Annotated in this window: 20 protein-coding genes; 16 read left to right on the top strand and 4 right to left on the bottom strand. The window is 64.3% G+C overall.

Features of this window, described 5'->3' with window-relative positions; translation table 11 throughout:
- The 6 genes from AOP73_RS00625 to lysA form a co-directional block, all read left to right on the top strand.
- On the top strand, positions 1-1,436 hold a 1,436-nt coding region (locus tag AOP73_RS00625), incomplete at its 5' end, for a sulfatase family protein (RefSeq protein WP_061962732.1).
- Positions 1,433-1,804, top strand: coding sequence for a YidH family protein (locus tag AOP73_RS00620; RefSeq protein ID WP_061962731.1), 372 nt, complete (start codon positions 1,433-1,435; stop codon positions 1,802-1,804). The genes AOP73_RS00625 and AOP73_RS00620, both read left to right, overlap by 4 nt.
- Positions 1,805-1,846: 42 nt before the next feature.
- A complete protein-coding gene (locus tag AOP73_RS00615; RefSeq protein ID WP_061962730.1) occupies positions 1,847-2,197 on the top strand; it encodes a YidH family protein in 351 nt (116 codons plus the stop codon).
- 39 nt (positions 2,198-2,236) lie between these two features.
- Positions 2,237-3,001 (top strand): MBL fold metallo-hydrolase, encoded by a 765-nt coding sequence (locus tag AOP73_RS00610; protein WP_084626456.1) that lies wholly within the window; start codon positions 2,237-2,239, stop codon positions 2,999-3,001.
- A 75-nt stretch (positions 3,002-3,076) separates the two neighbouring features.
- Complete coding sequence (argS, locus tag AOP73_RS00605) at positions 3,077-4,750, top strand: arginine--tRNA ligase (RefSeq protein WP_061962729.1); 1,674 nt, start codon at positions 3,077-3,079, stop codon at positions 4,748-4,750.
- A 2-nt stretch (positions 4,751-4,752) separates the two neighbouring features.
- The gene (lysA, locus tag AOP73_RS00600; protein ID WP_061962728.1) at positions 4,753-6,090 is read left to right on the top strand and encodes a diaminopimelate decarboxylase; all 1,338 of its coding nucleotides are present in this window, start codon (positions 4,753-4,755) and stop codon (positions 6,088-6,090) included.
- A 53-nt stretch (positions 6,091-6,143) separates the two neighbouring features.
- On the opposite strand, the gene AOP73_RS00595 is transcribed toward lysA, so the two are convergent.
- Positions 6,144-6,695 carry an arsenate-mycothiol transferase ArsC gene (locus AOP73_RS00595; protein WP_160295410.1) on the bottom strand — a complete coding sequence of 184 codons (552 nt, stop codon included), beginning with the start codon at positions 6,693-6,695 and terminating at the stop codon, positions 6,144-6,146.
- Between the two features lie 125 nt (positions 6,696-6,820).
- Between AOP73_RS00595 and AOP73_RS00590 the strand changes: the two genes are divergently transcribed.
- The 5 genes from AOP73_RS00590 to thrB all read left to right on the top strand — a co-directional run bounded on the left by AOP73_RS00590 (position 6,821) and on the right by thrB (position 10,769).
- A complete protein-coding gene (locus AOP73_RS00590) occupies positions 6,821-7,015 on the top strand; it encodes a hypothetical protein (RefSeq protein WP_061962726.1) in 195 nt (64 codons plus the stop codon).
- Between the two features lie 91 nt (positions 7,016-7,106).
- A complete protein-coding gene (locus AOP73_RS00585; protein ID WP_061962725.1) occupies positions 7,107-7,328 on the top strand; it encodes a hypothetical protein in 222 nt (73 codons plus the stop codon).
- A gap of 161 nt (positions 7,329-7,489) precedes the next feature.
- Positions 7,490-8,782 (top strand): homoserine dehydrogenase, encoded by a 1,293-nt coding sequence (locus tag AOP73_RS00580; protein WP_084626455.1) that lies wholly within the window; start codon positions 7,490-7,492, stop codon positions 8,780-8,782.
- Positions 8,782-9,840 (top strand): threonine synthase, encoded by a 1,059-nt coding sequence (thrC, locus tag AOP73_RS00575; RefSeq protein ID WP_061962724.1) that lies wholly within the window; start codon positions 8,782-8,784, stop codon positions 9,838-9,840. The genes AOP73_RS00580 and thrC overlap by 1 nt, the downstream gene beginning before the upstream one ends.
- Before the next feature lie 29 nt (positions 9,841-9,869).
- On the top strand, positions 9,870-10,769 hold the full coding sequence (gene thrB / locus AOP73_RS00570; protein WP_369345506.1) for a homoserine kinase: 900 nt from the start codon (positions 9,870-9,872) through the stop codon (positions 10,767-10,769).
- Positions 10,770-10,892: 123 nt separating this feature from the next.
- On the opposite strand, the gene AOP73_RS00565 is transcribed toward thrB, so the two are convergent.
- Complete coding sequence (locus AOP73_RS00565; RefSeq protein WP_061962722.1) at positions 10,893-11,810, bottom strand: DUF559 domain-containing protein; 918 nt, start codon at positions 11,808-11,810, stop codon at positions 10,893-10,895.
- A gap of 218 nt (positions 11,811-12,028) precedes the next feature.
- Here AOP73_RS00565 and AOP73_RS00560 point away from each other — a divergent pair, with 218 nt between their 5' ends.
- Genes AOP73_RS00560 through AOP73_RS00545 form a run of 4 tightly spaced genes read left to right on the top strand, consistent with a single transcriptional unit; the run spans position 12,029 to position 16,983 of the window.
- Positions 12,029-12,622, top strand: a complete 594-nt coding sequence (locus tag AOP73_RS00560; protein WP_061962721.1) for a GNAT family N-acetyltransferase — start codon at positions 12,029-12,031, stop codon at positions 12,620-12,622.
- Between the two features lie 24 nt (positions 12,623-12,646).
- Complete coding sequence (locus AOP73_RS00555; protein ID WP_061962720.1) at positions 12,647-13,246, top strand: TetR/AcrR family transcriptional regulator; 600 nt, start codon at positions 12,647-12,649, stop codon at positions 13,244-13,246.
- Positions 13,247-13,249: 3 nt separating this feature from the next.
- A complete protein-coding gene (locus tag AOP73_RS00550) occupies positions 13,250-14,983 on the top strand; it encodes an ABC transporter ATP-binding protein (RefSeq protein WP_061962719.1) in 1,734 nt (577 codons plus the stop codon).
- Positions 14,980-16,983, top strand: a complete 2,004-nt coding sequence (locus tag AOP73_RS00545) for an ABC transporter ATP-binding protein (protein WP_084626454.1) — start codon at positions 14,980-14,982, stop codon at positions 16,981-16,983. The genes AOP73_RS00550 and AOP73_RS00545 overlap by 4 nt, the downstream gene beginning before the upstream one ends.
- A 171-nt stretch (positions 16,984-17,154) precedes the next feature.
- Here the strand turns inward: AOP73_RS00545 and AOP73_RS00540 are convergent, their stop codons facing one another.
- The gene (locus AOP73_RS00540) at positions 17,155-18,213 is read right to left on the bottom strand and encodes an ABC transporter permease (protein ID WP_061962718.1); all 1,059 of its coding nucleotides are present in this window, start codon (positions 18,211-18,213) and stop codon (positions 17,155-17,157) included.
- Positions 18,210-19,730, bottom strand: coding sequence for a sugar ABC transporter ATP-binding protein (locus AOP73_RS00535; RefSeq protein ID WP_201774480.1), 1,521 nt, complete (start codon positions 19,728-19,730; stop codon positions 18,210-18,212). Before AOP73_RS00535 ends, AOP73_RS00540 begins: the two co-directional genes overlap by 4 nt.
- A 305-nt stretch (positions 19,731-20,035) precedes the next feature.
- Here AOP73_RS00535 and AOP73_RS00530 point away from each other — a divergent pair, with 305 nt between their 5' ends.
- Positions 20,036-21,103 carry a substrate-binding domain-containing protein gene (locus AOP73_RS00530; protein ID WP_061962717.1) on the top strand — a complete coding sequence of 356 codons (1,068 nt, stop codon included), beginning with the start codon at positions 20,036-20,038 and terminating at the stop codon, positions 21,101-21,103.
- Positions 21,104-21,135 lie beyond the last annotated feature (32 nt).

The raw sequence follows: 21,135 nt of genomic DNA, 5'->3' as shown, positions 1-21,135 counted from the left end.
CCATGCACATGCGCACGCGTGCGGTCCCGCCGGACGAGGTGGGCCTGCTCGCGCAGTACTTCCGCGAGGCCGGCTATTACACCGCCAACTCTTTCTTCACGGACTTCCAGATGGAGATCCCACCCACGGCCTACGACGACCTGTCTGGGGGTGCCCACTGGCGCAACCGCCCAGACAAGGATCAGCCGTTCTTCATGGCGCACCATGGATTCGTCACGCACGAGTCGCAGATCTACCTCGACGACGAGGCGTTCTTCAAGGCAACGTCGCACGTGGCGGACGAGGACCGGCACGACCCGGACTCGATCACGCTTCCTCCCTATTACCCGGACACCGAGGTATTCCGAAAGTCCTGGGCACGCTACCTCGACCTCATTACTGAGATGGACCATGAGGTAGGCACCTTCCTCGAGCAGCTCGAAGAGGACGGTCTCGCCGACAACACCATCGTGGTGTTCTGGTCAGATCATGGCCTCGGCATGCCGCGCGCCAAGCGTTGGGCCACGGAATCTGGCCTGCGCGAGCCGCTCATCATGCGCTGGCCAGGCAAGCTTGAGGCCGGTACCTCGCGTCCCGAGGTCATGCAGATGATCGACCTCGCACCCACCATGCTGCGTGCCGCGGGAATTGAGATCCCCGCGCACATGCACGGCACGCCGCTCTTTGACGACGAGGGCACCGATCTTCCGGCAGCTCGCTACGCCTTTGGTGGCCGTGACCGCATGGACGAGCAACTCGACACCGTCCGCACCGTGCGCGACGAGCAGTTCCGCTATGTGCGCCACCTGCACCCCGACCGTCCACATATGACGCACTGCGATTACCCGGACAAGCTGGCGACCTGGGGTGAAATGCGCCGCCTCACGTTCGAGGAAGCGGGGCAGTTGGGCGAGGGCGAAGTGCCCGACAAACTTACGCCGTTGCAGCGCTCCTACGTCAGCTCGGCCAAGGAGCCCGAGGAGCTGTACAACATCCGCAACGACCCGCACGAGACCGTCAACCTGGCCACCGATCCCGCGCACGCAGAGACACTCGACCGCCTGCGCGGCGCCCTTGACGAGTGGAGCGCCACCTATCCCGATCTGGGCCTCATGCCCGAGGACGAGCTGATCGAGATGTGGCGCCCGGGGGGCAAGCGCCAACTCACCGCAGAGCCGGTCGTGTCCGTCGAAGACGGTGTGCTCACGGCGACGTGCGAGACGCCCGGCGCGACAGTTGGCTGGACCACGGAGCCGCCACGCGAGCCACTGCCCAAGCCCACCAACTTCATGGAGATGATGGCCCAGGCTCAGATCAAGGGGCGCGCGTGGAACCTGTTGACGGCGCCAGTCGAGCTGGAGGGCCGTGGCCAGGTCTACGTCGGTGCCTTCCGCATCGGCTTCGAGCCAAGCCCAGAGGTGACGTTGGGCGCAGACCAGGGCACACTGGTCTCATGAGCGACGAGCAAGGGCGGAAGCGGTTCCCACCACGGGTGTATTCGATGGGCGACGAGCCGGACCCCCGGTTCAGCCTCGCCAACGAACGTACCTTCCTGGCGTGGACCCGCACCGCCCTTGCTCTGTTCGCCACCGGCGTGGCGCTGGAGGCACTGGCCGTGCCGATCAACCCGGTGCTGCGGCTGGTCGCCGCCAGCCTGTTCGTAGGTCTCGGCCTCCTCGCCACCGCTCAGGCCTGGTTCGGTTGGGCGCGCACCGAGCAGTCACTGCGTCAGGGCCGGGCCCTGCCGGGACCGATGACTGGCCCAGTGCTCTCCGTTGGAATCGCGATCGGTGTCGTACTGATCGGTGCCGGGCTGCTGTGGTGACGTGCGACGTCCAGAGACTGCCGTGCGCATAGTGGTGCCGGCATGACCGAGGGATACGTCGACAAGCCCTTCGACGAGGGGCTGCAGCCTGAGCGCACGCTACTGGCGTGGCGGCGCACCGCACTGTCCTTTGGGCTCGCCTGCGCCGCATCCATCAAGGTGCTTGCCGGGAACGGCGGCGTCGTTGTTCTCGCCCTGGGCGTGATCGGCATGGCGCTCGCCGTCGCGACCTACGTGACGTCCGCGCGGAGGTACCGCCGCGCACACGCGGAACTCGTCGCGACGGGAACACTGCAACCGTCGGGCCCGCCGGCGGCGGTACTCACGCTCTCCGTCCTCGCGCTCGGCATCGCCTGCGTGATCTACCTCGTGACGGACGCGCTCGCACGCTAGCGGTATCGCCGGGCGAGATGAGCGCGCAACAATGGCTTCATGAGTCACCCCATTTCCTTCACCCTTATCGGTGGTCCCACCGTCGTATTCGACTATGCGGGGCTGCGCTTTCTCACCGACCCCACGTTCGATGCGCCCGGCCCGAGCGGAAACCTCACCAAGTTAACCGGTCCCGCCGTCCCCAGCGACAGCATCGGCCGGGTGGACGTCGTGCTGCTTTCTCATGACGAACACGAGGACAACCTGGATGTGTCCGGCCGCGCGATGCTTTCCGACGCTGGCTTGGTCCTCACGACGCCCGAGGGCGGCGAGCGGCTTGATCTCGCGCACGGCATGGCTCGGTGGGATTCGCTCTCCGTCGAGGGAGCCGATGCCACGGTCACCATCACCGCCGTCGCGGCACGGCACGGCACGAGTGCCGTCAAGCACCTGGCGGGACAGGTCACCGGTTTTGTGTTGGAAGCCGATGGCTGGCCCACCGTCTACGTCTCGGGCGACAATGCGTCGGTGGCGAAGGCCCGACAGGTCTCCGAACGCTTTCCCGACGTCGCCGTCGCCGTACTGTTCGCCGGGGGAGCGAAGGCTGCCAGCATCGGCGACGTGCTGTTGACGCTCGATGCGGAGCGCGCTGCCCAGGTGGCCGGAATGTGGCCCGCGGCCAGCATCGTCCCCGTGCACATCGACGACTGGGCGCACTTCACCGAGCCGCGCGAGGTGTTCCTCGACAACTTCGCACGGTTCGGAGACGGTGCCCGCCTGGCGGTCATCGAGCGCGGCGTACCCCGCGAGGTTGTGCCCCAGTAGCAAGCCGGATGCTCGCACGCGAGCTCGAACCGAGGGCGCACACGCGGGCGCGAGTGACGCGGATAGACTGACCGGGTGACTCCAGAAGAACTCTCCGAGACCATCCGTGCCGCCATTCTCAGCGGAATTGACGACAGCGACTTCCAACTGTCGCCCTTTGACGTACCCGAGGTGCGTGTGGACCGCCCGCGCCAGCGCGAGCACGGTGACTGGGCCACGAACATCGCGATGCAGCTCGCCAAGCAGGCGGGCACCAACCCGCGTGAGTTTGCTGAGACCCTGTGCGAGCGTCTCGCAGACGCGGATGGCATCGATTCGGCTGAGGTCGCGGGCCCCGGCTTCATCAACATTCGCCTGGGCGCTGGAGCTGCAGGAGAGTTGGCCAAGGGCATCGTCGACTACGGCGAGGGTTACGGAAGCGGCGAGTCGCTGACCGGCAAGACCGTCAACATCGAGTTCGTGTCAGCGAACCCCACGGGCCCCATCCACCTAGGTGGAACGCGCTGGGCGGCCGTAGGAGACTCGATCGCTCGCCTGCTCGAGTTCCACGGTGCCGACGTGGTGCGTGAGTACTACTTCAACGACCACGGCGGTCAGATCGACAACTTCGCCAAGTCGTTGCTCGCAGTCGTGCTGGGGGAGGACACCCCGGAGAACGGCTATGCCGGTCAGTACATCCAAGACATCGCGAACGAGGTCATGCTCGAGGCCGCCGCGGCTGGCGACGACGACCCCATTGAGTTGCCGCGCGACGAGGCTCAGGAGTTTTTCCGCGACCGGGGCGTGCGCCTCATGTTCGCGCAGATCAAGCAGTCACTGCATGACTTTGGCGTGGACTTCGATGTCTACTTCCACGAGGATTCTCTGCACAAGTCTGGCGCCGTGACCAAGGCGTTGGATCACCTGAAGACCACCGGATCGCTTTATGAGGCGGATGGCGCGTGGTGGTTACGCTCCACCGACTATGGCGACGACAAGGACCGCGTGGTCATCAAGTCCGACGGCAAGCCCGCCTACATCGCCGGCGACCTCGCGTACTTCAGCGACAAGCGCCACCGCGGTGCCGACCTCTGCATCTACCTGCTAGGCGCGGATCACCACGGCTACATCGCGCGCCTGAAGGCCGCGGCCGCTGCGTTCGGAGACGATGCCGAGACCGTCGAGGTCATCATCGGCCAGATGGTCAACCTCGTGAAGGACGGCGCCCCCGTGCGCATGTCCAAGCGCGCCGGCACGGTGGTGACCATGGAGGACCTGGTCGACGTGGTCGGAGTAGACGCGGCGCGCTACGCGCTCGCCCGCTCGAGCGCCGACTCGACCATCGACATCGACCTGGACCTGCTCGCATCCAAGTCCAACGCAAACCCCATCTTCTACGTCCAGTACGCCCACGCTCGTACGGCTGGCGTGGCTCGCAACGCCGCCGAGTACGGCATCTCGCGGGACAAGGCGTTCGACCCGAGCCTGCTGACGCACGAGGCCGAGGCAAAACTGTTGGGCATCTTGGGCGAGTTCCCCCGCATCGTGGCGCAGGCCGTCGAGTTCCGTGAGCAGCACCGGGTGGCCCGCTACCTCGAGGACGTCGCCTCGGCGTTCCACGGTTGGTACGACCGCACCCGCGTGACTCCGCTGGGCGACGAGGAGGTCACCGACCTCAACCACACGCGCCTATGGCTGAACGACGCGACCGGTGTTGTGCTGCGCAATGGCCTGAAACTGCTGGGTGTGAGCGCCCCGGAGAGGATGTAGCGATGGCTTCCGTCTGGTCCTCGTCCGTCAAGCGCACGTCCGACGGCGCGATCTCCGTGGGCGGCGTTGACGTACGCGAGCTCGCTGCCGAGCACGGCACGCCGCTCTATGTCGTAGATGAGGCTGACATGCGTGCCCGTGCCGCGGCCTTTCGCGACCACTTCGCGGCCGCGTTTGGGCGCAAGGGAGCCGAGGTGGACGTGTACTACGCGAGCAAGGCGTTCCTGTGCTCACAGGTCGCCCGGTGGATGCGCGAGGAGGATCTGTGCGTCGATGTCGCGTCTCTGGGGGAGCTCGAGATTGCGCTCCGCGGGGGCGTTGCGCCGCAGCACATTGGCTTGCACGGCAACAACAAGTCCGATGCGGAGTTGCGCCGCGCGCTCGAGGTGGGCGTGGGGCGCATCATCGTCGACTCGTTCACTGAGATCGAGGTGCTGGAGGCTCTCGCCGCCGAACTGTCCGTCGTAGCGCCCGTCATGGTGCGCGTGACCACCGGCGTACACGCGGGTGGACACGAGTACATCGCCACGAGCCACGAGGACCAGAAGTTTGGCTTGTCACTCGCGAGCGGTGCCGCGTACGAGGCGCTTGTCGCGTGTCACGACGCCGCAAACCTCAACCTCCTTGGCATACACACGCACATTGGCAGCCAGATCCTGTCGCTTGCAGCGTTCCAGGAGAGCGCGGAGCGCATGCTCGGCCTCCGTGGTGCCTTCACCGCCGATACCGGTGCCGAACTTCCCGAGGTGGACCTAGGCGGCGGCTACGCGATCGCGTACACCGAGACCGGCGAGGCCCTCGAGACCCGTGACGCGGCTTACGGCATCGCCGATGCAGTGGAGGCCGCCGTCGCCAAGGTGGGCGGCACGTGGCCTCGCTTCAGCATCGAGCCCGGCCGGGCGATCGCCGGCCCAGCCGGTATGACGCTATACACGGTCGGGGTCGTGAAGCAGGTGCAGCTCGAGGACGGCGGTGGACGACAGTATGTCGCGGTCGATGGCGGAATGAGCGACAACATGCGCACCATTACCTACCAGGCTGAGTACACGGCCACAGTGGCCTCGCGGCTCTCGGATGCCGAGTCGGCGCTGAGCCGTGTGGTCGGCAAACACTGCGAGTCCGGCGACGTGGTGGTGCGGGATGTCCAGTTGCCTCACGACGTTGCGCGCGGAGACCTGCTGGCGGTTCCGGCCACCGGTGCGTACGGCCGCTCGATGGCCAACAATTACAACGCCGCATTGCGTCCGGCCGTGGTTTCCGTACGGGACGGTCAGTCAACGGTGCTGATCCGCCGCGATACCCTCGACGACCTCCTGCGCTGGGACGTCGCGGCCGAGTAACCCGGTCCGCCTTCGCTCGTCATGCCCAGCGCGTGGCGTTCGCCACGGGGCGCCTAGTCGGACAGCCGCGCCCAAGTAGCGATCTCGGCCAGGGCATCGGCGATCTCGCCGTAGACCCGGTCGTATGTGACCTGGTCTCGCGACCACGGATCGTCCAGGCTGCGCAGGGGCGCGCCCTCGCGGTCGTGCTCGGCGCGTAGGACGGCTGCGGCGTTCGTCAGCCGCGCTCCCGCTGTCTCGCCGTCGGGTGCCGGCGCTCGCGATGCGAGTTCGGCGACCTGCTTGAGTCCGAACACGTGGTCCGGAACGGTGCCGAGTTCATCCTCGATCCAGCGGCGGTGAGATTCGGTGGCCACGAGAACCAGATTGGCGCGTGCAATGAGGCCCTCGTCGAGCTGCGTAGGCCGGTGGCGAGGAATGGTGAGCCCGGCGGCGGAAGCGGACCTTCGCATCGGCGGCGGGACGTCCATACCAATTTCCGCGTACGTTCCAGCGGAGCTGACCTGGGCCGCCTCGCCCCAGTCGCGCGCGGCGAGGTAGTGCATGGCGGGGGAGCGGCAGATGTTGCCGGTACAGACCATCAGAACGCGCGCGGGGGTTGTCATCAGCCCACCGTAGATGACGAGTCGTCCCCAATGTGACTTCTCAGCCGACGCGCGGCCGTGCACAAAGTTATATTGAGAGAGCGTCATGGCGGCGCGGCTCAAGGCGAGTGAGAGGCAGGCGACACGTGTCTATCTTCAAACATCATGACAAGGACGAGCCCAACAACGACGAGGCCGACAAGCCGCGCCGGAATGCGGACAACGATGCCGCCCTCGAGGAGTACTTTGACGGCACCGAGGATCCCATCCAGCGTGAGCATGATGAGGCAGAGGCCGCCGAAGCACGCGCCGAGATTCCGCCCAAGCCCCCGGGAATCTAAGAAATTCTGAGAAGGGCGGAATACTTCCGTGACCTATTCGTTACCAATAGTGAAGGCCCGCACAACGACGTCGTGAAAAGGAGTGGTTCCAATGACTGGTTCAGAGAACGTCCCCGCAACTGAGCATGAGAAGACTGCAGCCCTGCACGAGATCGCTGAAGAGGTAGTGAAGGAGCGCGAGGAGCGCGGCCATTCAGTACTTGACGGCGAGAAGGTCGTGAGCAATGAGTCCGACTACTCGGAGGGCAATGAGGACGCCACGCTCGCGGAAGACGTCCAGAGCATCCCGCCTGCCCGTCCTGGCGGCAACTGACAAGTTTGTGAGGTCACCGCCTTCCATGGCTCGACCTCACGCATGACCCCCACGGCCCCGGTGTATCCCTCAGCACGCCGGGGTCGTGGGCCTCTCTATGTGTGGACGAGGGTGAGGCGGGCGACTCCCACCCTGCCCCGTACAACCGCTAAGGTGTAGCCGTGCCTCAACAGACTGCTGACCCCGTGAAAATCGCCATCCTTGGATGCGGAACCGTGGGCACCCAGGTGATCCGGCTGCTCACCGAGCAGGCCGAGGACATGGCCGCCCGAGTGGGCGCACCTGTTCAGATCAGTGGTGTGTATGTCCGCGACACCTCGGTCGAGCGCGACCCAGTGGTGCCGCGTGACCTGCTCACCTCGGACCTCGCCGCGCTCATCGCTTCGTCCGACATCGTGGTCGAGTTGATGGGCGGTATCGAACCCGCGCGAACCGCGATCATGGACGCACTGGGCGCCGGCAAGGCCGTCGTCACCGCGAACAAGGCTTTGCTCGCCCAGAAGGGTGCCGAGCTTTACGAGGCCGCCGATGCGGCTAACACGGACCTGTATTTCGAGGCCGCCGTCGCGGGTGCCATCCCGTTGGTGCGTCCCGTACGTGAGTCTCTCGCGGGTGACCGCGTGCAACGCATCCTCGGCATCGTGAATGGCACCACGAACTACGTGCTCGACGAGATGACGACCAAGGGTCTTCCGTACGACGAGGTCGTCGCGGAGGCGCAGCGGCTGGGCTACGCCGAGGCGGACCCCACGGCAGACGTCGAGGGCCACGATGCCGCGGCCAAGGCCGCGATCCTCGCGTCTCTCGCATTCCACCAGCGGGTATCGCTCGACGACGTGTTCTGCGAGGGCATCAGTTCTGTGACGGCGGCGGATGTGGCCGCGGCCACCGAGTCAGGCCACGTCATCAAGCTGCTCGCGATCGCCGAGAGCGCTGACGATGGTGTGACGGTTCGCGTGCACCCAGCACTGGTCCCGCTGACTCACCCACTCGCCGGCGTGCGCGGCGCGTTCAACGCTGTGTTCATCGAGGCGGAGTCAGCCGGCGAACTCATGTTTTACGGACAGGGAGCGGGAGGGGCGCCCACGGCATCGGCCGTAATGGGCGACGTAGTCTCCGTGGCGCGCCACATCGCTGGTGGCGGCAAGGGCCCCCGCGAGTCGAACTACGCGGATTTGCCCGTGCTGCCAATCTCGGCCGCACTCACCCGTTTCCAGCTGCGACTCAATGTTGCGGACCGGCCCGGCGTGCTCGCCGCCGTGTCCGCGATTCTCGCAGGCAAGGGCATCTCAATCGAGACAGTCCGCCAGAGCGCGGGGGCCGAGGGCACCGCCGAACTAGTGATTTCGACGCATCGCGCGCCAGAGAAGGACCTTGACCAGATGGTCTCGGACCTGCGCGCCAACGACGCGGTCAACGCAGTACTGTCTGTGCTGCGAATTGAGGGAGAGTAATGGCGCACGTTTGGAACGGAATTATCCGTGAGTACATGGACCGGATGCCGTTTGATGAGGGCGACCGCGTCATCTCGCTTGGCGAGGGTGGCACGCCGCTCATCCATGCGTCGACCATCTCCTCGATGGTGGGCGCCGAGGTCTACGTCAAGTACGAGGGCATGAACCCCACCGGCTCCTTCAAGGACCGCGGCATGACGTCCGCCATCACGCAGGTCGTCAAGGACGGCGACCACACGGTGGTGTGCGCGTCGACCGGTAACACCAGTGCTTCGGCCGCGGCCTATGCAGCCCACGCAGGTCTTCAGTGCGTAGTGATGATTCCGCAGGGCAAGATCGCTGCCGGCAAGATGGCTCAGGCGATCGTCCACGGCGCGAAGCTGGTCCAGGTGGACGGCAACTTTGACGAGTGCCTCGACATCGTGCGCGCCCTCAGCGAGGACTATCCCGTAGCGCTGGTGAACTCCGTGAACCCGTACCGCCTCCAGGGTCAGAAGACGGCGGCCTTCGAGATCGTTGATCAACTGGGCGACGCTCCTGACATCCACATGCTTCCCGTCGGCAACGCCGGCAACATCTCCGCCTACTGGATGGGCTTCAACGAGTACGCCGACGCGGGTATCGCGACCAAGCGCCCCAAGATCTGGGGACTCCAGGCCGAGGGCTCCGCGCCCTTCGTCGCCGGGCACCCCATCAAGGACCCCGAGACCGTCGCCACCGCGATCCGCATCGGCAAGCCCGCCTCGTGGGACCTGGCGATTTCCGCTCGCGACGAGTCCGGCGGCTGGATCCGTGCAGTTTCCGACGACGCGATCCTGCGGGCCCAAGCCATGCTCGCGGCGGACGTGGGCGTCTTTGTCGAGCCGGCATCGGCCGCGCCCATCGCCGGACTGCTCGCAGCATCGGCCGCGGGAGAAGTGCCCGAGGGCGCGACCATTACGTGCACCGTGACGGGCAACGGCTTGAAGGACACCGCGACCGCGCTCAAGGGGCGCGAGGTCGAGCCTGAGGTGATCCCCGTCGACGTCGCGGCTGCGGCACACGCGCTGGGGCTCTAACGATGCGACTGGGTGCTGACCACGTTCGAGTGACCGTTCCGGCGACCGCTGGAAACCTCGGTCCCGGTTTCGACGCTCTTGGCATGGCGCTAGGAGTGGCGGACGAGGTCGAGGTACGCGCGCTCGGCAGTAGCCAGGTGACAATCGAGATTGAGGGCGAAGGCGCCGACACCTTGCCTCGCGACGAGTCGCATCTGCTCGTGCAGGCGCTGCGTGCGGCCATCGATCACGTGAATGCCCCGCAGATGGGCCTGCACATCAAAGCAACAAATCGGATCCCACACGGGCGGGGCCTCGGGTCCTCCGCGGCCGCTGTCGTGGCTGGAATCTCCGCCGCACGTGGACTGATTGCGGAGCCAGAGGCGCTGTCCGCTGAGATCGCGCTGGACTTGGCAACCAAGTTTGAGGGCCACCCCGACAACGCCGCGCCGGCAATCTACGGCGGCGCGACCGTGGCGTGGTTGGACGAGGTGGGTGCTCACGCATCCCCGCTCGCGATTGCTCCCGAGATCGAGACCGCGGTGCTGATCCCCGGTTCGGTGCTGCCGACCAAGCAGGCACGTTCCGTGCTGCCCGCGCAGGTGCCCCATACGCACGCGGCATTCAACCTGGGGCGCGCTGCGTTGCTCGTCAACGCGTTGGCTGGCCGTCCCGAGGACCTGCTCGCCGCGACTGAGGACAAACTGCACCAGCACTACCGTGCTGACATCATGGCGTCTGCCATGGAAATGATGCGTTACCTGCGTGACCAAGGGCTGGCTGCCGTGATTTCGGGAGCTGGCCCTTCTGTTTTGGTGATGGGAGAGTCGCTCGCGGACTCGTTCCTGACCACCGGCGACGCGAAGTGGGCCAAGGGCTTGGGCGGTGACGACTGGCGCGTGATTCACACGGTCGAGCGTGTGCCGGGAGCGACGGCCCTGCGCATCTAGCGCGGTTCCGAGGCCTCCGCTCGCACCCCCCACCCGTCGCCTCCTCCGCTCGCATCACCCCACCCGTCGCCTCCTCCAGCGTTCAGGAAATGGTTGAACTCCGAGACTCCGGAACTCCTATGTTCATCCCATGGTTGATTTGCGATGACGCAACACCTCAATCAGCCTGGCGCGACACCAATCTGGACGTTGCATGACGTCCGAGTAGCCAAATCTCACCGTCAAGACCCCGATAGACGCGAGATCGGAGTCGCGTCGAATGTCCCGTTCGTGAGCGTCCTTGTCACTATGAAAGGCAGCGCCATCGAGCTCAACCGCGGTGCGCGTAGCGGCGTCATAAAAGTCACATCGATACCTCCTCGTGCCAACTCGCATCCAATGTTGCTGGATCAGATGCGATAACTCGGGGCAGTTGAAGACAAACCTGACGCCCTGGTATTCAAGGAAACTCTCCGAGCCCCGGGCCGCAGCATCGGCCGCCTGTCGGAGTGCTTGCCGCGCCCGGATGCGAGGAATGGTGCGCAGCGCATCGACGAGGTCGGGAAGGTAGAGCAACCGCAGCGCTACTGCGCGGAGGAGCACAGTGTCGCGAGTGTGACGAGCCATGTAGCCGTATGCCTGAGTCAGCGCGACTTCTGGCGTGATGATCGCCAAACCTTGCCATTCGGCGGTGCGGATGGGGTAGGTGATTCGCGTCATCTTTACCCACGACGGTGTGGTGCGACCGTTGCTGTGGGGGACGATGATCTGAATGACTGGGGGTGGAGTGTCGATCATTCCCCATAAAAACAGCGCGGACTCGCCGCCCAGCGCCGCACGAGGGCCCGCCCACCTCACGACAGCGTGGGCGCGCGCGGCGAACGAATCCTGATGCTCGTTTGCGATGAACACGCCGGCGAAGACCCGGACAAGTTCACCGTTGTTGACCGCGGTGCGAAGAGTCTGGCGACTCGTCACGGATTCCAGTTCGGCGCGGGAAAAGGACCTCACGTCGCGTGAGACGTAGTCGCGAATGCGTTGCAAGCCGGAGTGTTTTGCCATGCTTCGTTGCTACCGAAAATACGCGGGTGGTCGCCTCGCACGTGAGACATCTGTGGATGGGATCAACCAACAGGTGAACATGGGGACACGAGTCGTGCGGATTTCAACCATTTCCTGAACGCTCCGTTTGGGTTTCGGTTTCGGTTGCGGGCTCGGTTTGGGTTTGAGTTTGGGGACCGGGGCGAGCCGGATGCGGGGTGGGGCGTTAGCGTGGGAGCATGACCATTCGGAGCGCAGTCCCCGCAGACCGCCTCGCGATCGCACGCATTTGCCTCCGTACCGGAGCGGCTGGGGGCGACGCCACCGGGGAGCACAGCGATCAGACGATGCTGTCTGACGTCTACTCCACGCCCTACCTTGACGGCCCGGGAGGGTTCGCGCTTGTGTGGGACGAGGGGGAGGGCCCGCTGGGCTACATCCTCGGCACCAGCGATACGGAGACCTTTCAAGAGTGGTTCACTCGCGAGTGGTGGCCCTCGGTCGGCGCATCGCATCGTGAGACCAACGATGCGGACCGCAAGCTACTCGCCTCGGCCACCAACCCGAGGCGCATGCTGAACAGCGAACTCGGCAACTACCCTGCGCATCTTCATATCGATCTGCTTCCCGAGGCTCAGGGGAGGGGAGCGGGCCGGGCCCTTATTGAGGCGGCGTGCACGCTCCTCGCGGACCGCGGCGTCCCTGGCGTGCACCTCGAGGTCGACCCAGCCAACGCAGGAGCACTCGCGTTCTACCCCCGTGTCGGGTTCCACTCAGCCGCAGAAGGTGATGGCGGCCCCGTCTTCTACCGTCGGCTCGCACTTGCGGAGTGAGTGCTCACTCACTAAGGTCGTGGGGTGACCACCAAGACTTCCCGCGCCCGGCCGATGTCCGTGCAAGACCGTCGCGAATCAATTCTTGGTGCGGCGCTTCCCCTCCTGCGCGAGCGGGGTGCCGACGTCACCACGCGCGAGATCGCGGATGCCGCCGGCATTGCGGAGGGCACCATCTTTCGTGCCTTCACGGACAAGCAGGAGATCATCGACACCGTGGTGGCGCGCGCGATCGACCCGGAGCCTACCTACGAGAAGCTGCGCAAGATTGACCCGGACCTGTCTCTCGAGGAGACCATCGCGAGCATGGTGAGCATCCTGCGTGAGCGGTTCGCGGGGATAGTGGGGCTCATGTCAATCCTCGGCGGGCGCGAACACCCGCACGGTGAGCACGCCCACGGCAAACACCCCCACGATCACCCCGAATCTGCTGGCGCAATCATCATGGCTTCCTTTCTGGAACGTCACCGTGATCGCATGCGGCTTGAGCCTGCGTCCGCGGCCCACGTCATGAGAGTCCTGGTGTTCGGCGTCTCGATGCCGCTGTTTGGCACTGATTCGGAACTTACGACAGACGACATCGTCGATTTTGTCCTTCGCGGAATCGTCAAGGAAGGGGCCTAGCCCATGCTCTGGAAACTCCTGGTCACATCCGTCAAGCCCTATTGGCAGTTGCTCGTCGGCGTGGTGGTCTTCCAACTCGCGCAGTCCATCGCCAATCTTTTCCTCCCAAGCCTCAACGCCGACATCATCGACAACGGTGTGGCGGTAGGAAACATCGACCACATCTGGCAAGTCGGCGGCATCATGCTCGGCCTGTCGTTCGTGCAGGTCATCTGCTCGATCGTGGCGGTCTTCTTTGGTGCGATGCTCGCCATGCGGGTGGGCCGCGACCTGCGCGCGCAGATCTTCGGACAGGTCGGCACGTTCTCGGAGAACGAGGTGCAACACTTTGGCGCGCCGTCGCTGATCACGCGCTCGACCAATGATGTCCAGCAGGTACAGATGCTCGTGTTGATGAGCTCAACCTTGCTGGTCACCGCGCCGTTCATGGCAATCGGTGGCGTAATCATGGCGATGCAGCAGGACGTGACGCTGTCGTGGATCTTCGTCATCGCCATCCCGGTGCTGCTGATCGCGGTCTCGCTGATCATCGTGCGTATGGTGCCGCATTTCCGTCGCATGCAAAAGCGCATCGATGCCATCAACCGGGTCATGCGCGAGCAACTGACGGGCATCCGGGTGATCCGCGCTTTTGTGCGAGAGCCCGAGGAGAGGGCACGATTCGGCAAGGCTAACGAGGAGGTCACCGACTCCGCGCTGCGTGCCGGCCGACTCATGGCGGCGATGTTCCCGGTCGTCACCCTGGTCCTCAACGTTTCCTCGGTCGCGGTGCTGTGGTTTGGGGCGGATCTGGTCGACTCTGGGGAGATGCAGGTGGGAGCGCTTACGGCATTCCTCACGTACCTGATCCAGATATTGATGGCCGTCATGATGGCCACTTTCCTGTTCGTCATGGTTCCCCGCGCGACCGTCTCCGCGGACCGCATCGGCGAGGTGCTGGGAACCGACTCGACGGTCATCCCTCCCCTCAATCCCGTGACCGAACTGCACGAGCCCGGAGCCGTCGAACTCAAGAACGTCACTTTCCAGTACCCGGGAGCGGAGCAACCGGTGCTCTCGCACATCACGTTCTCTGCCAAGCGCGGCACGACCACGGCCATCGTCGGCTCGACGGGCGCGGGCAAGACGACGCTCCTCAACCTGTTGCCGCGACTCTACGATGCGACCGAGGGGCAGGTCAGCATCGCTGGCGTCGACGTGGCGGATGCTGACCTCGACGAGTTGTGGAAGCGCATCGGCATCGTCCCGCAGCGGCCATACCTCTTCAGCGGCACCGTCGCCTCCAATCTTCGATACGGCAACCCCGATGCGACCGACGACGAACTGTGGGAGGCGCTGAGCACCGCGCAGGCCAGGGACTTTGTCGAGGCAATGCCTGGCCGGCTCGAGGCGCCTATCGCGCAGGGAGGAACGACGGTCTCCGGCGGTCAGCGCCAGCGGCTCTCGATCGCGCGTGCGCTGGTGCGTAAGCCGGACATCTTCCTGTTTGACGACTCCTTCTCCGCGCTGGATACCGCGACCGATGCGCGCCTGCGCACGGCGCTCAAGGCGTCGGTGGTCAACGCCACCATGATCGTCGTCGCGCAGCGCGTGTCGTCAATCGTGGACGCCGACCAAATCCTGGTCCTCGACGACGGCGTGATTGTCGACCGCGGCACCCACGACCAGTTGCTCAAGACATCTCAGACCTATCAGGAGATTGTCAGTACCCAGCTCCGAGCGGAGGACGCGGCATGAGCGACTCCACGCGCACCGAGGTCCCGGAACAGGATCCACAGCACGAGGACAAGATTCCGGATCGCCCACGCGGCGGTGGCCACAGTCACTTTGGTGGCGCCCAATTGCCTGCCGAGAAGGCCATGAACTTTAAAGGCTCCGCGAAGCGTCTGATCGGACATCTGCGCCCCGAGCGCACGCTGGTCTTTGCCGTGATCTTGTTGGGCGCGGTGTCGGTCACTCTGTCCGTCATCGGCCCCAAGATCCTTGGTGAGGCCACCACCGTCATCTACGAGGGTTTCATCACTCAGACGCCCATCGACTTTGGCCGCCTGCACACGATCCTGCTGTGGGTCGTAGTGATTTACGTCGCCTCGTCGCTCCTCGCACTCGCGCAGGGCTACATCCTCAATGGCGTCACGCAGCGCACGGTGTTCCGCCTGCGCGAGCAGGTCGAGGCCAAGATTCACGACCTACCGCTCAGCTACTTCGACCGCCACCAGCGGGGTGATCTGCTCAGCCGGGTGACCAACGACATCGACAACGTGTCTCAGACTCTCCAACAGACGCTGAGTCAGCTGTTTACGTCGGTGCTGACCATCATCGGCGTCGTCGTCATGATGTTCGTTATCTCGCCTCAGCTAGCCCTGATCGCGCTGGTGTCCATCCCGCTGACACTCGTCATCGTTGCCGTCGTGGCGAAGCGCTCGCAGAAGATGTTCGTGGACCAGTGGAAGCACACGGGAACCCTGAACGCTCAGATCGAGGAGACCTACACGGGACACGCGCTGGTCAAGGTATTTGGCCGCCGCCGCGAGGTGGAAAGCCGTTTTGAAGACAAGAACGAGGAACTCTACAAGGCCAGTTTTGGCGCCCAGTTCGTCAGCGGCATCATCATGCCGGCGACGCAATTTGTGGGCAACCTCGTCTACGTCGCGATCGCAGTGGTGGGGGGAGTGATGGTCGCCAACGGAGCCCTTCCGCTCGGTGATATCCAGGCCTTCATCCAGTACTCGCGCCAGTTCTCACAGCCGCTGTCGCAACTCGGCTCGATGGCAAACCTGTTGCAGTCCGGCATTGCCAGCGCGGAACGCGTCTTCGAGTTGCTCGATGCCGACGAGCAGAGCGAGGACGTGGACCCGCCGCAGACTCCCGGCGCGCTCAACGGCCGCCTGGTGTTTGAGGATGTCAACTTCAGCTATTCCAAGGACACGCCGCTCATCGAGGACCTGTCGCTCGTAGCGGAGCCCGGCAAGACGGTCGCGATCGTGGGACCGACGGGAGCGGGCAAGACCACGCTCGTGAACCTCATCATGCGCTTCTACGAGCTCGACAAGGGCCGCATCACGCTCGATGGCGTGGACATCGCAGCAATGACGCGCGACGACCTGCGCTCGCGGACCGGCATGGTGCTGCAGGACGCGTGGACGTTCGAGGGCACCATCCGCGAGAACATTGCCTACGGGCGTCCCGACGCGACGGACGAGGAGATCCAGGCCGCCGCCGAGGCGAGCTATGTGGACCGCTTTGTGCACTCCCTGCCCGATGGCTACGACACGATCTTGGACGACGAGGCGGGTAACATCAGCGCCGGTCAGAAGCAACTGCTCACGATCGCTCGCGCATTCCTCGCGAGGCCGTCGGTGCTGATCCTGGACGAGGCCACCAGCTCTGTCGACACGCGCACCGAACTGCTGGTTCAGCACGCCATGAGCGAGCTGCGGCGCGACCGCACCAGCTTTGTGATCGCCCACCGTCTATCGACGATTCGTGACGCGGACCTGATTCTCGTGATGGAGAGTGGTCACATCATGGAGCAGGGCACGCACGCCGAGCTCCTCGCGGCGGATGGCGCCTACTCGCGACTGTACGAGGCGCAGTTTGCGGCGCCCATCGATGAGGTGGACGCCCCCATCGATGACGTCAACCCGCCCAGCATGGAGACGCCGGTGGCATTCGAGCACCCGGACGTGCCGCACCCGGACTCTCCACCGCACGCCGGCGAGGATACGAGCGCATAAGCCAAGCCCTACGGCGGCCGATGCTGGGAACGGAAAGGCCACCACAGCATCGGCCGATGCCGGGGCTGGCTTGGTTGCCACGGTGGAAACATTGAAGGCCGCCACCCCTGTCGCAGGGTGACGGCCTTCAATGAGGAGGTACGTCGACTATGACCGACGCGGTGGTGAGCGCTAGGTATTGCTGCTCTCACGGTTCGCGAAGCGCTGCTGCAGGAGCACCGCGACGACAATGATGATGCCCTTGGCGACCAACTGAACCGAGGTCGACAGGTTGTTCTGGGTGAATACGTTGGTCAGCGTGGCGAACAGCAGCACACCCAGGACGGTGCCGCCGATGGTGCCGCGGCCGCCAATGAGTAGCGTGCCACCCACGACGACGGCGGCAATAGCGTCGAGCTCATAGAGCTGACCGTGGGTCGAGGTGCCAGCCGTGGTGCGTGACAGCAGCATCGTTGCCGCGACACCCGCGGTGGCTCCACAGAGCATGTACAGGTACACGGTGTGGCGGCGGACCTTCACACCGGCGAGGCGTGCGGCCGTGGAGTTGCCACCGATGGCGACCGTACGGCGACCGAAGGTGGTGCGGTTGAGCAATAGCCATCCGAGCACGGCGACGAGCGCGAAGATCCACACGACCCAGGAGATGCCCAGGAAGTCGCTACGGAAGAAGTTGAGGAATCCGGTGTTGTCCACCACCTGCGTCTGACGCTGCGAGATGAGCTCGGCGAGTCCACGCGCCGCGACCAGCATGGCCAGTGTCGCCATGAAGGCGACCACTTTCCCGTACGCGATGATCAGCCCGTTGAGGAGCCCCGCGATCACACCCACGGCAATGGCGACAAAAACCATCAGGGGCCAGAAACCCGATGCCGCAGTCTGGATGGCGCCGAGGCTAGCGACGACCGACGCGAGCCCAAGCACTGAACCGACGGAGAGGTCGATGCCTCCTGCAGTAATGACGAACGTCATACCGATCGAGACGACGCCGATCACGGAGGCGTAGCGCAAGATCACCAGAAGGTTGTCCGTGTTCATGAAGTTCTCGCCAGCCGTGACGGCACCGACGATCACGAGGACGACCAGCGCCAGGATAAGGCCGATGCTCCGGCCGAATCCGCTTGCGAAGAAGCGCTTGGAGTTGCTTGGTTGGCTTGCCGACTGATCGACGTCGGCCTCTGCGACCGCTTCAATCTCGTCGTTGGGGGTGGGGGTGGTGGTCGGCTCGCTCACGCGGCACTTCCCTTCATGACCAAGTCGAGCACTCCGTGCTCGGTGATTTCGGTTGCTGGTTTCTCGGCAATGACGCGTCCGTCTGCGATGACGAGCACGCGGTCGGCCAGGCCGAGTACTTCTTCAATCTCACTCGATACCACGACGATGGCCGTGCCGGCCGCCGCGAGCTTACGAATGAGGGCATAGATCTCCATGCGGGCGCCCACGTCGACGCCACGGGTGGGCTCATCGAGCAGCAGCACCTTGGTCCCGTGAATAAGCCAGCGCGCGAGCATGATCTTCTGCTGGTTTCCCCCGGACAGCGTGCGGGTGATGCGGTTAGGCTCTGCGGGCCGCAGTTCGAGCGCCTTCATCTGCTCTTCTGTCGCTGCACGCTCGGCCTGCTCGTCCAGGAACGGTCCCTTAGCAAAGCGAGTGAAGGTCGACAGCGTGGCATTGCGGTAGATGGGCTCTTCGAGCATGAGTCCTTGGCTCTTGCGCTCCTCGGGGGAGAGGCCCATATCTGCGTCGACTGCGGCGCTTACCGATCCGAGTTTGAGCGCCTCGCCACCGATCTTGACGGTTCCGGACGAGGGCTTGCGCTCACCATAGATGGCCTCGAGGATCTCTGAGCGTCCCGACCCCACCAGGCCCGCGAGGCCGATGATCTCGCCAGCGCGCAGGTCAAAGTTGACGTCGCTGAACGTGCCGTGTGCGCTGAGGTCAGAGACCTCGAGCACGACGGGCGCATTCGGCGCGAGGGGAACGGGGGGTGGGAACACGTGGTCCAGGTCGGTGCCGGTCATGAGCGAGATGAGCTTCTTGGTGGAGGTTCCCTCGACCGGCAACCCGGAAGCGGTGCTGGCTCCATCCTTGATGACGCTGATGCGGTCACCGATTCGCGTGATCTCCTCAAGGCGGTGGGAGATGTATACGATCGCGATGCCTTGGGACTTCAGTTCCTCAACAACGCGGAAGAGGTTGTTAACTTCCTCGGAGTCCAGGACTGCGCTGGGCTCGTCCATGATCATGAGCTTGACGTCGTGAGAGAGTGCACGCGCCATCGCCACGATCTGCTTGTTGGCGGCAGAGAGCGTGCCCACCTCTCTGTTAGGGGAGAGGTCCGCGTGTCCGAGCCGCTTCATGAGGTCGCGAGTCGCCTGAGCGGTCTCGCGCCTGTTGGTGAATCCGCCGCGAGCCTTCTCGTGTCCCAGGAAGATGTTCTCGGCGATCGTGAGCCCATCCACGACGTCGAGTTCCTGGTACATGGTCGCGATTCCGAGCTCAATGGCGGCGATGGGATCGGAAATGGTGACAACGTCACCGTTCCACTGGATCTCGCCGCTATCGGGCTGGTGGGCACCTGCGAGCACCTTGATAAGAGTGGATTTCCCGGCACCGTTCTGCCCGAGCACGCAGTGCACTTCACCCGCACGCACGTCAAAATCGACGCCCTTGAGGGCTCGAGCGCTGCCGAAACTCTTGGTGAGTGCGGTGACTTCGAGTAATGACTTTTGTTGGTCGTCTTTGATCACGCGAGAAACATAACACAAGCCGATTGGTCACGGGAAGAGATGGAACTCCTCACGGAATTCGCGAAGATGGCGCCATTTACCGCATGATTACGCACGAAACGGCGCCCCCATTGCCGAAGGGGATCAGATTTTCCGTTGCCAAATAGTTATGATTCGGTGCAGGCAAAAGTTGCGCAACCTACTCTTGCTTCTGCTAAGTTGACGATGTCAGTGTGGACAACGCACATGGAAGCGAGAGGTTCGTGGACGTGAGCAACTCGCTCCTTATTTCTGGCAACGACGACAGTAATCAAACAGGAGGAAACATGAACGCATCACGTACCAAGCGCATGCGCATTTTGGCAGCAGGTGGCGCAATCGCAGCACTCGCCCTGGTGGCCGGTTGCAGCTCTGACGCAGATGAGACCGAGTCATCCGCACCGGAGGCCAGCGGCTCGATGGACGCCGGTACCGACGCTGGAACGGACACGGGTGGCGGCGAAACGGTCGTCATCGGCTTCTCCGGCCCCGCAGCAGACCACGGCTGGTTGGGTGCCATTAACTCAGCAGCCATCGAAGAAGGTAAGAAGTACGACGACGTCGAGCTCAAGGTTTCCGAGGGCACGAACGACGCAAACCTTCAGATCAGCCAGGTGGAGACGTTCATCAACGAGGGCGTTGACGCAATCGTGTTGCTCCCCACGGATGGTGCAGCACTGACCGAGGCCGCAACCAAGGCCATGGCCGCGGGCATCCCCGTCATCAATGTTGACCGCGAGTTCTCCTCGACGGACGCATCGCGCGTCACGATCCTCGGCGACAACTACGGCATGGGTGTGAGCGCCGGTAACTACATCTGTGAGCAGCTCGACGGCAACACTGATGCCGTCGTCGCGGAAATCGCTGGAATCGACTCGCTGCCGCTGACGCAGGACCGTACGGCAGGCTTCAACGACGCACTCGCCGAGTGTGGCCTGAGCGTCGACGCACGCGTCGCCGCTGACTTCACCATTGCTGGTGGCCAGGAAGTGACCGAGCAGCTGCTGTCGGCAAACCCCCAGATCGACGCGATCTGGAACCACGATGACGACCAGGGAATCGGCGTCCTCGCGGCAATCGATGAGGCTGGCCGTGACGAGTTCTTCATGGTCGGTGGCGCTGGTTCACTCAATGCCATGAACGACATCAAGGCTGACAACACGGTTCTCAAGGCGACGGTCATCTACCCGTCGACGCAGGCTGCGGACGGCATCGCGCTCGCCCGCCTCGTGGCTCAGGGTGGCAACATGCCCGGCCTCGCCTCGCCCGGTGTCCCGGTGCGCATCGTCCTCGATGCTCCCGTGGTGACCGCGGACAACGTCGACGAGTACATGGAAATCGGCTTCAAGTCCTAGTAGGAAGCGGGGCGCTCACCTCCTGGGAGGTG

It is taken from the genome of Demequina aurantiaca (assembly GCF_000975135.1).
In the GTDB taxonomy this organism is placed as follows: Bacteria; Actinomycetota; Actinomycetes; order Actinomycetales; family Demequinaceae; genus Demequina; species Demequina aurantiaca.
The sequence above is the reverse complement of the archived record's forward strand: the minus strand, read 5'-3'. Positions and strand labels throughout refer to the sequence as shown.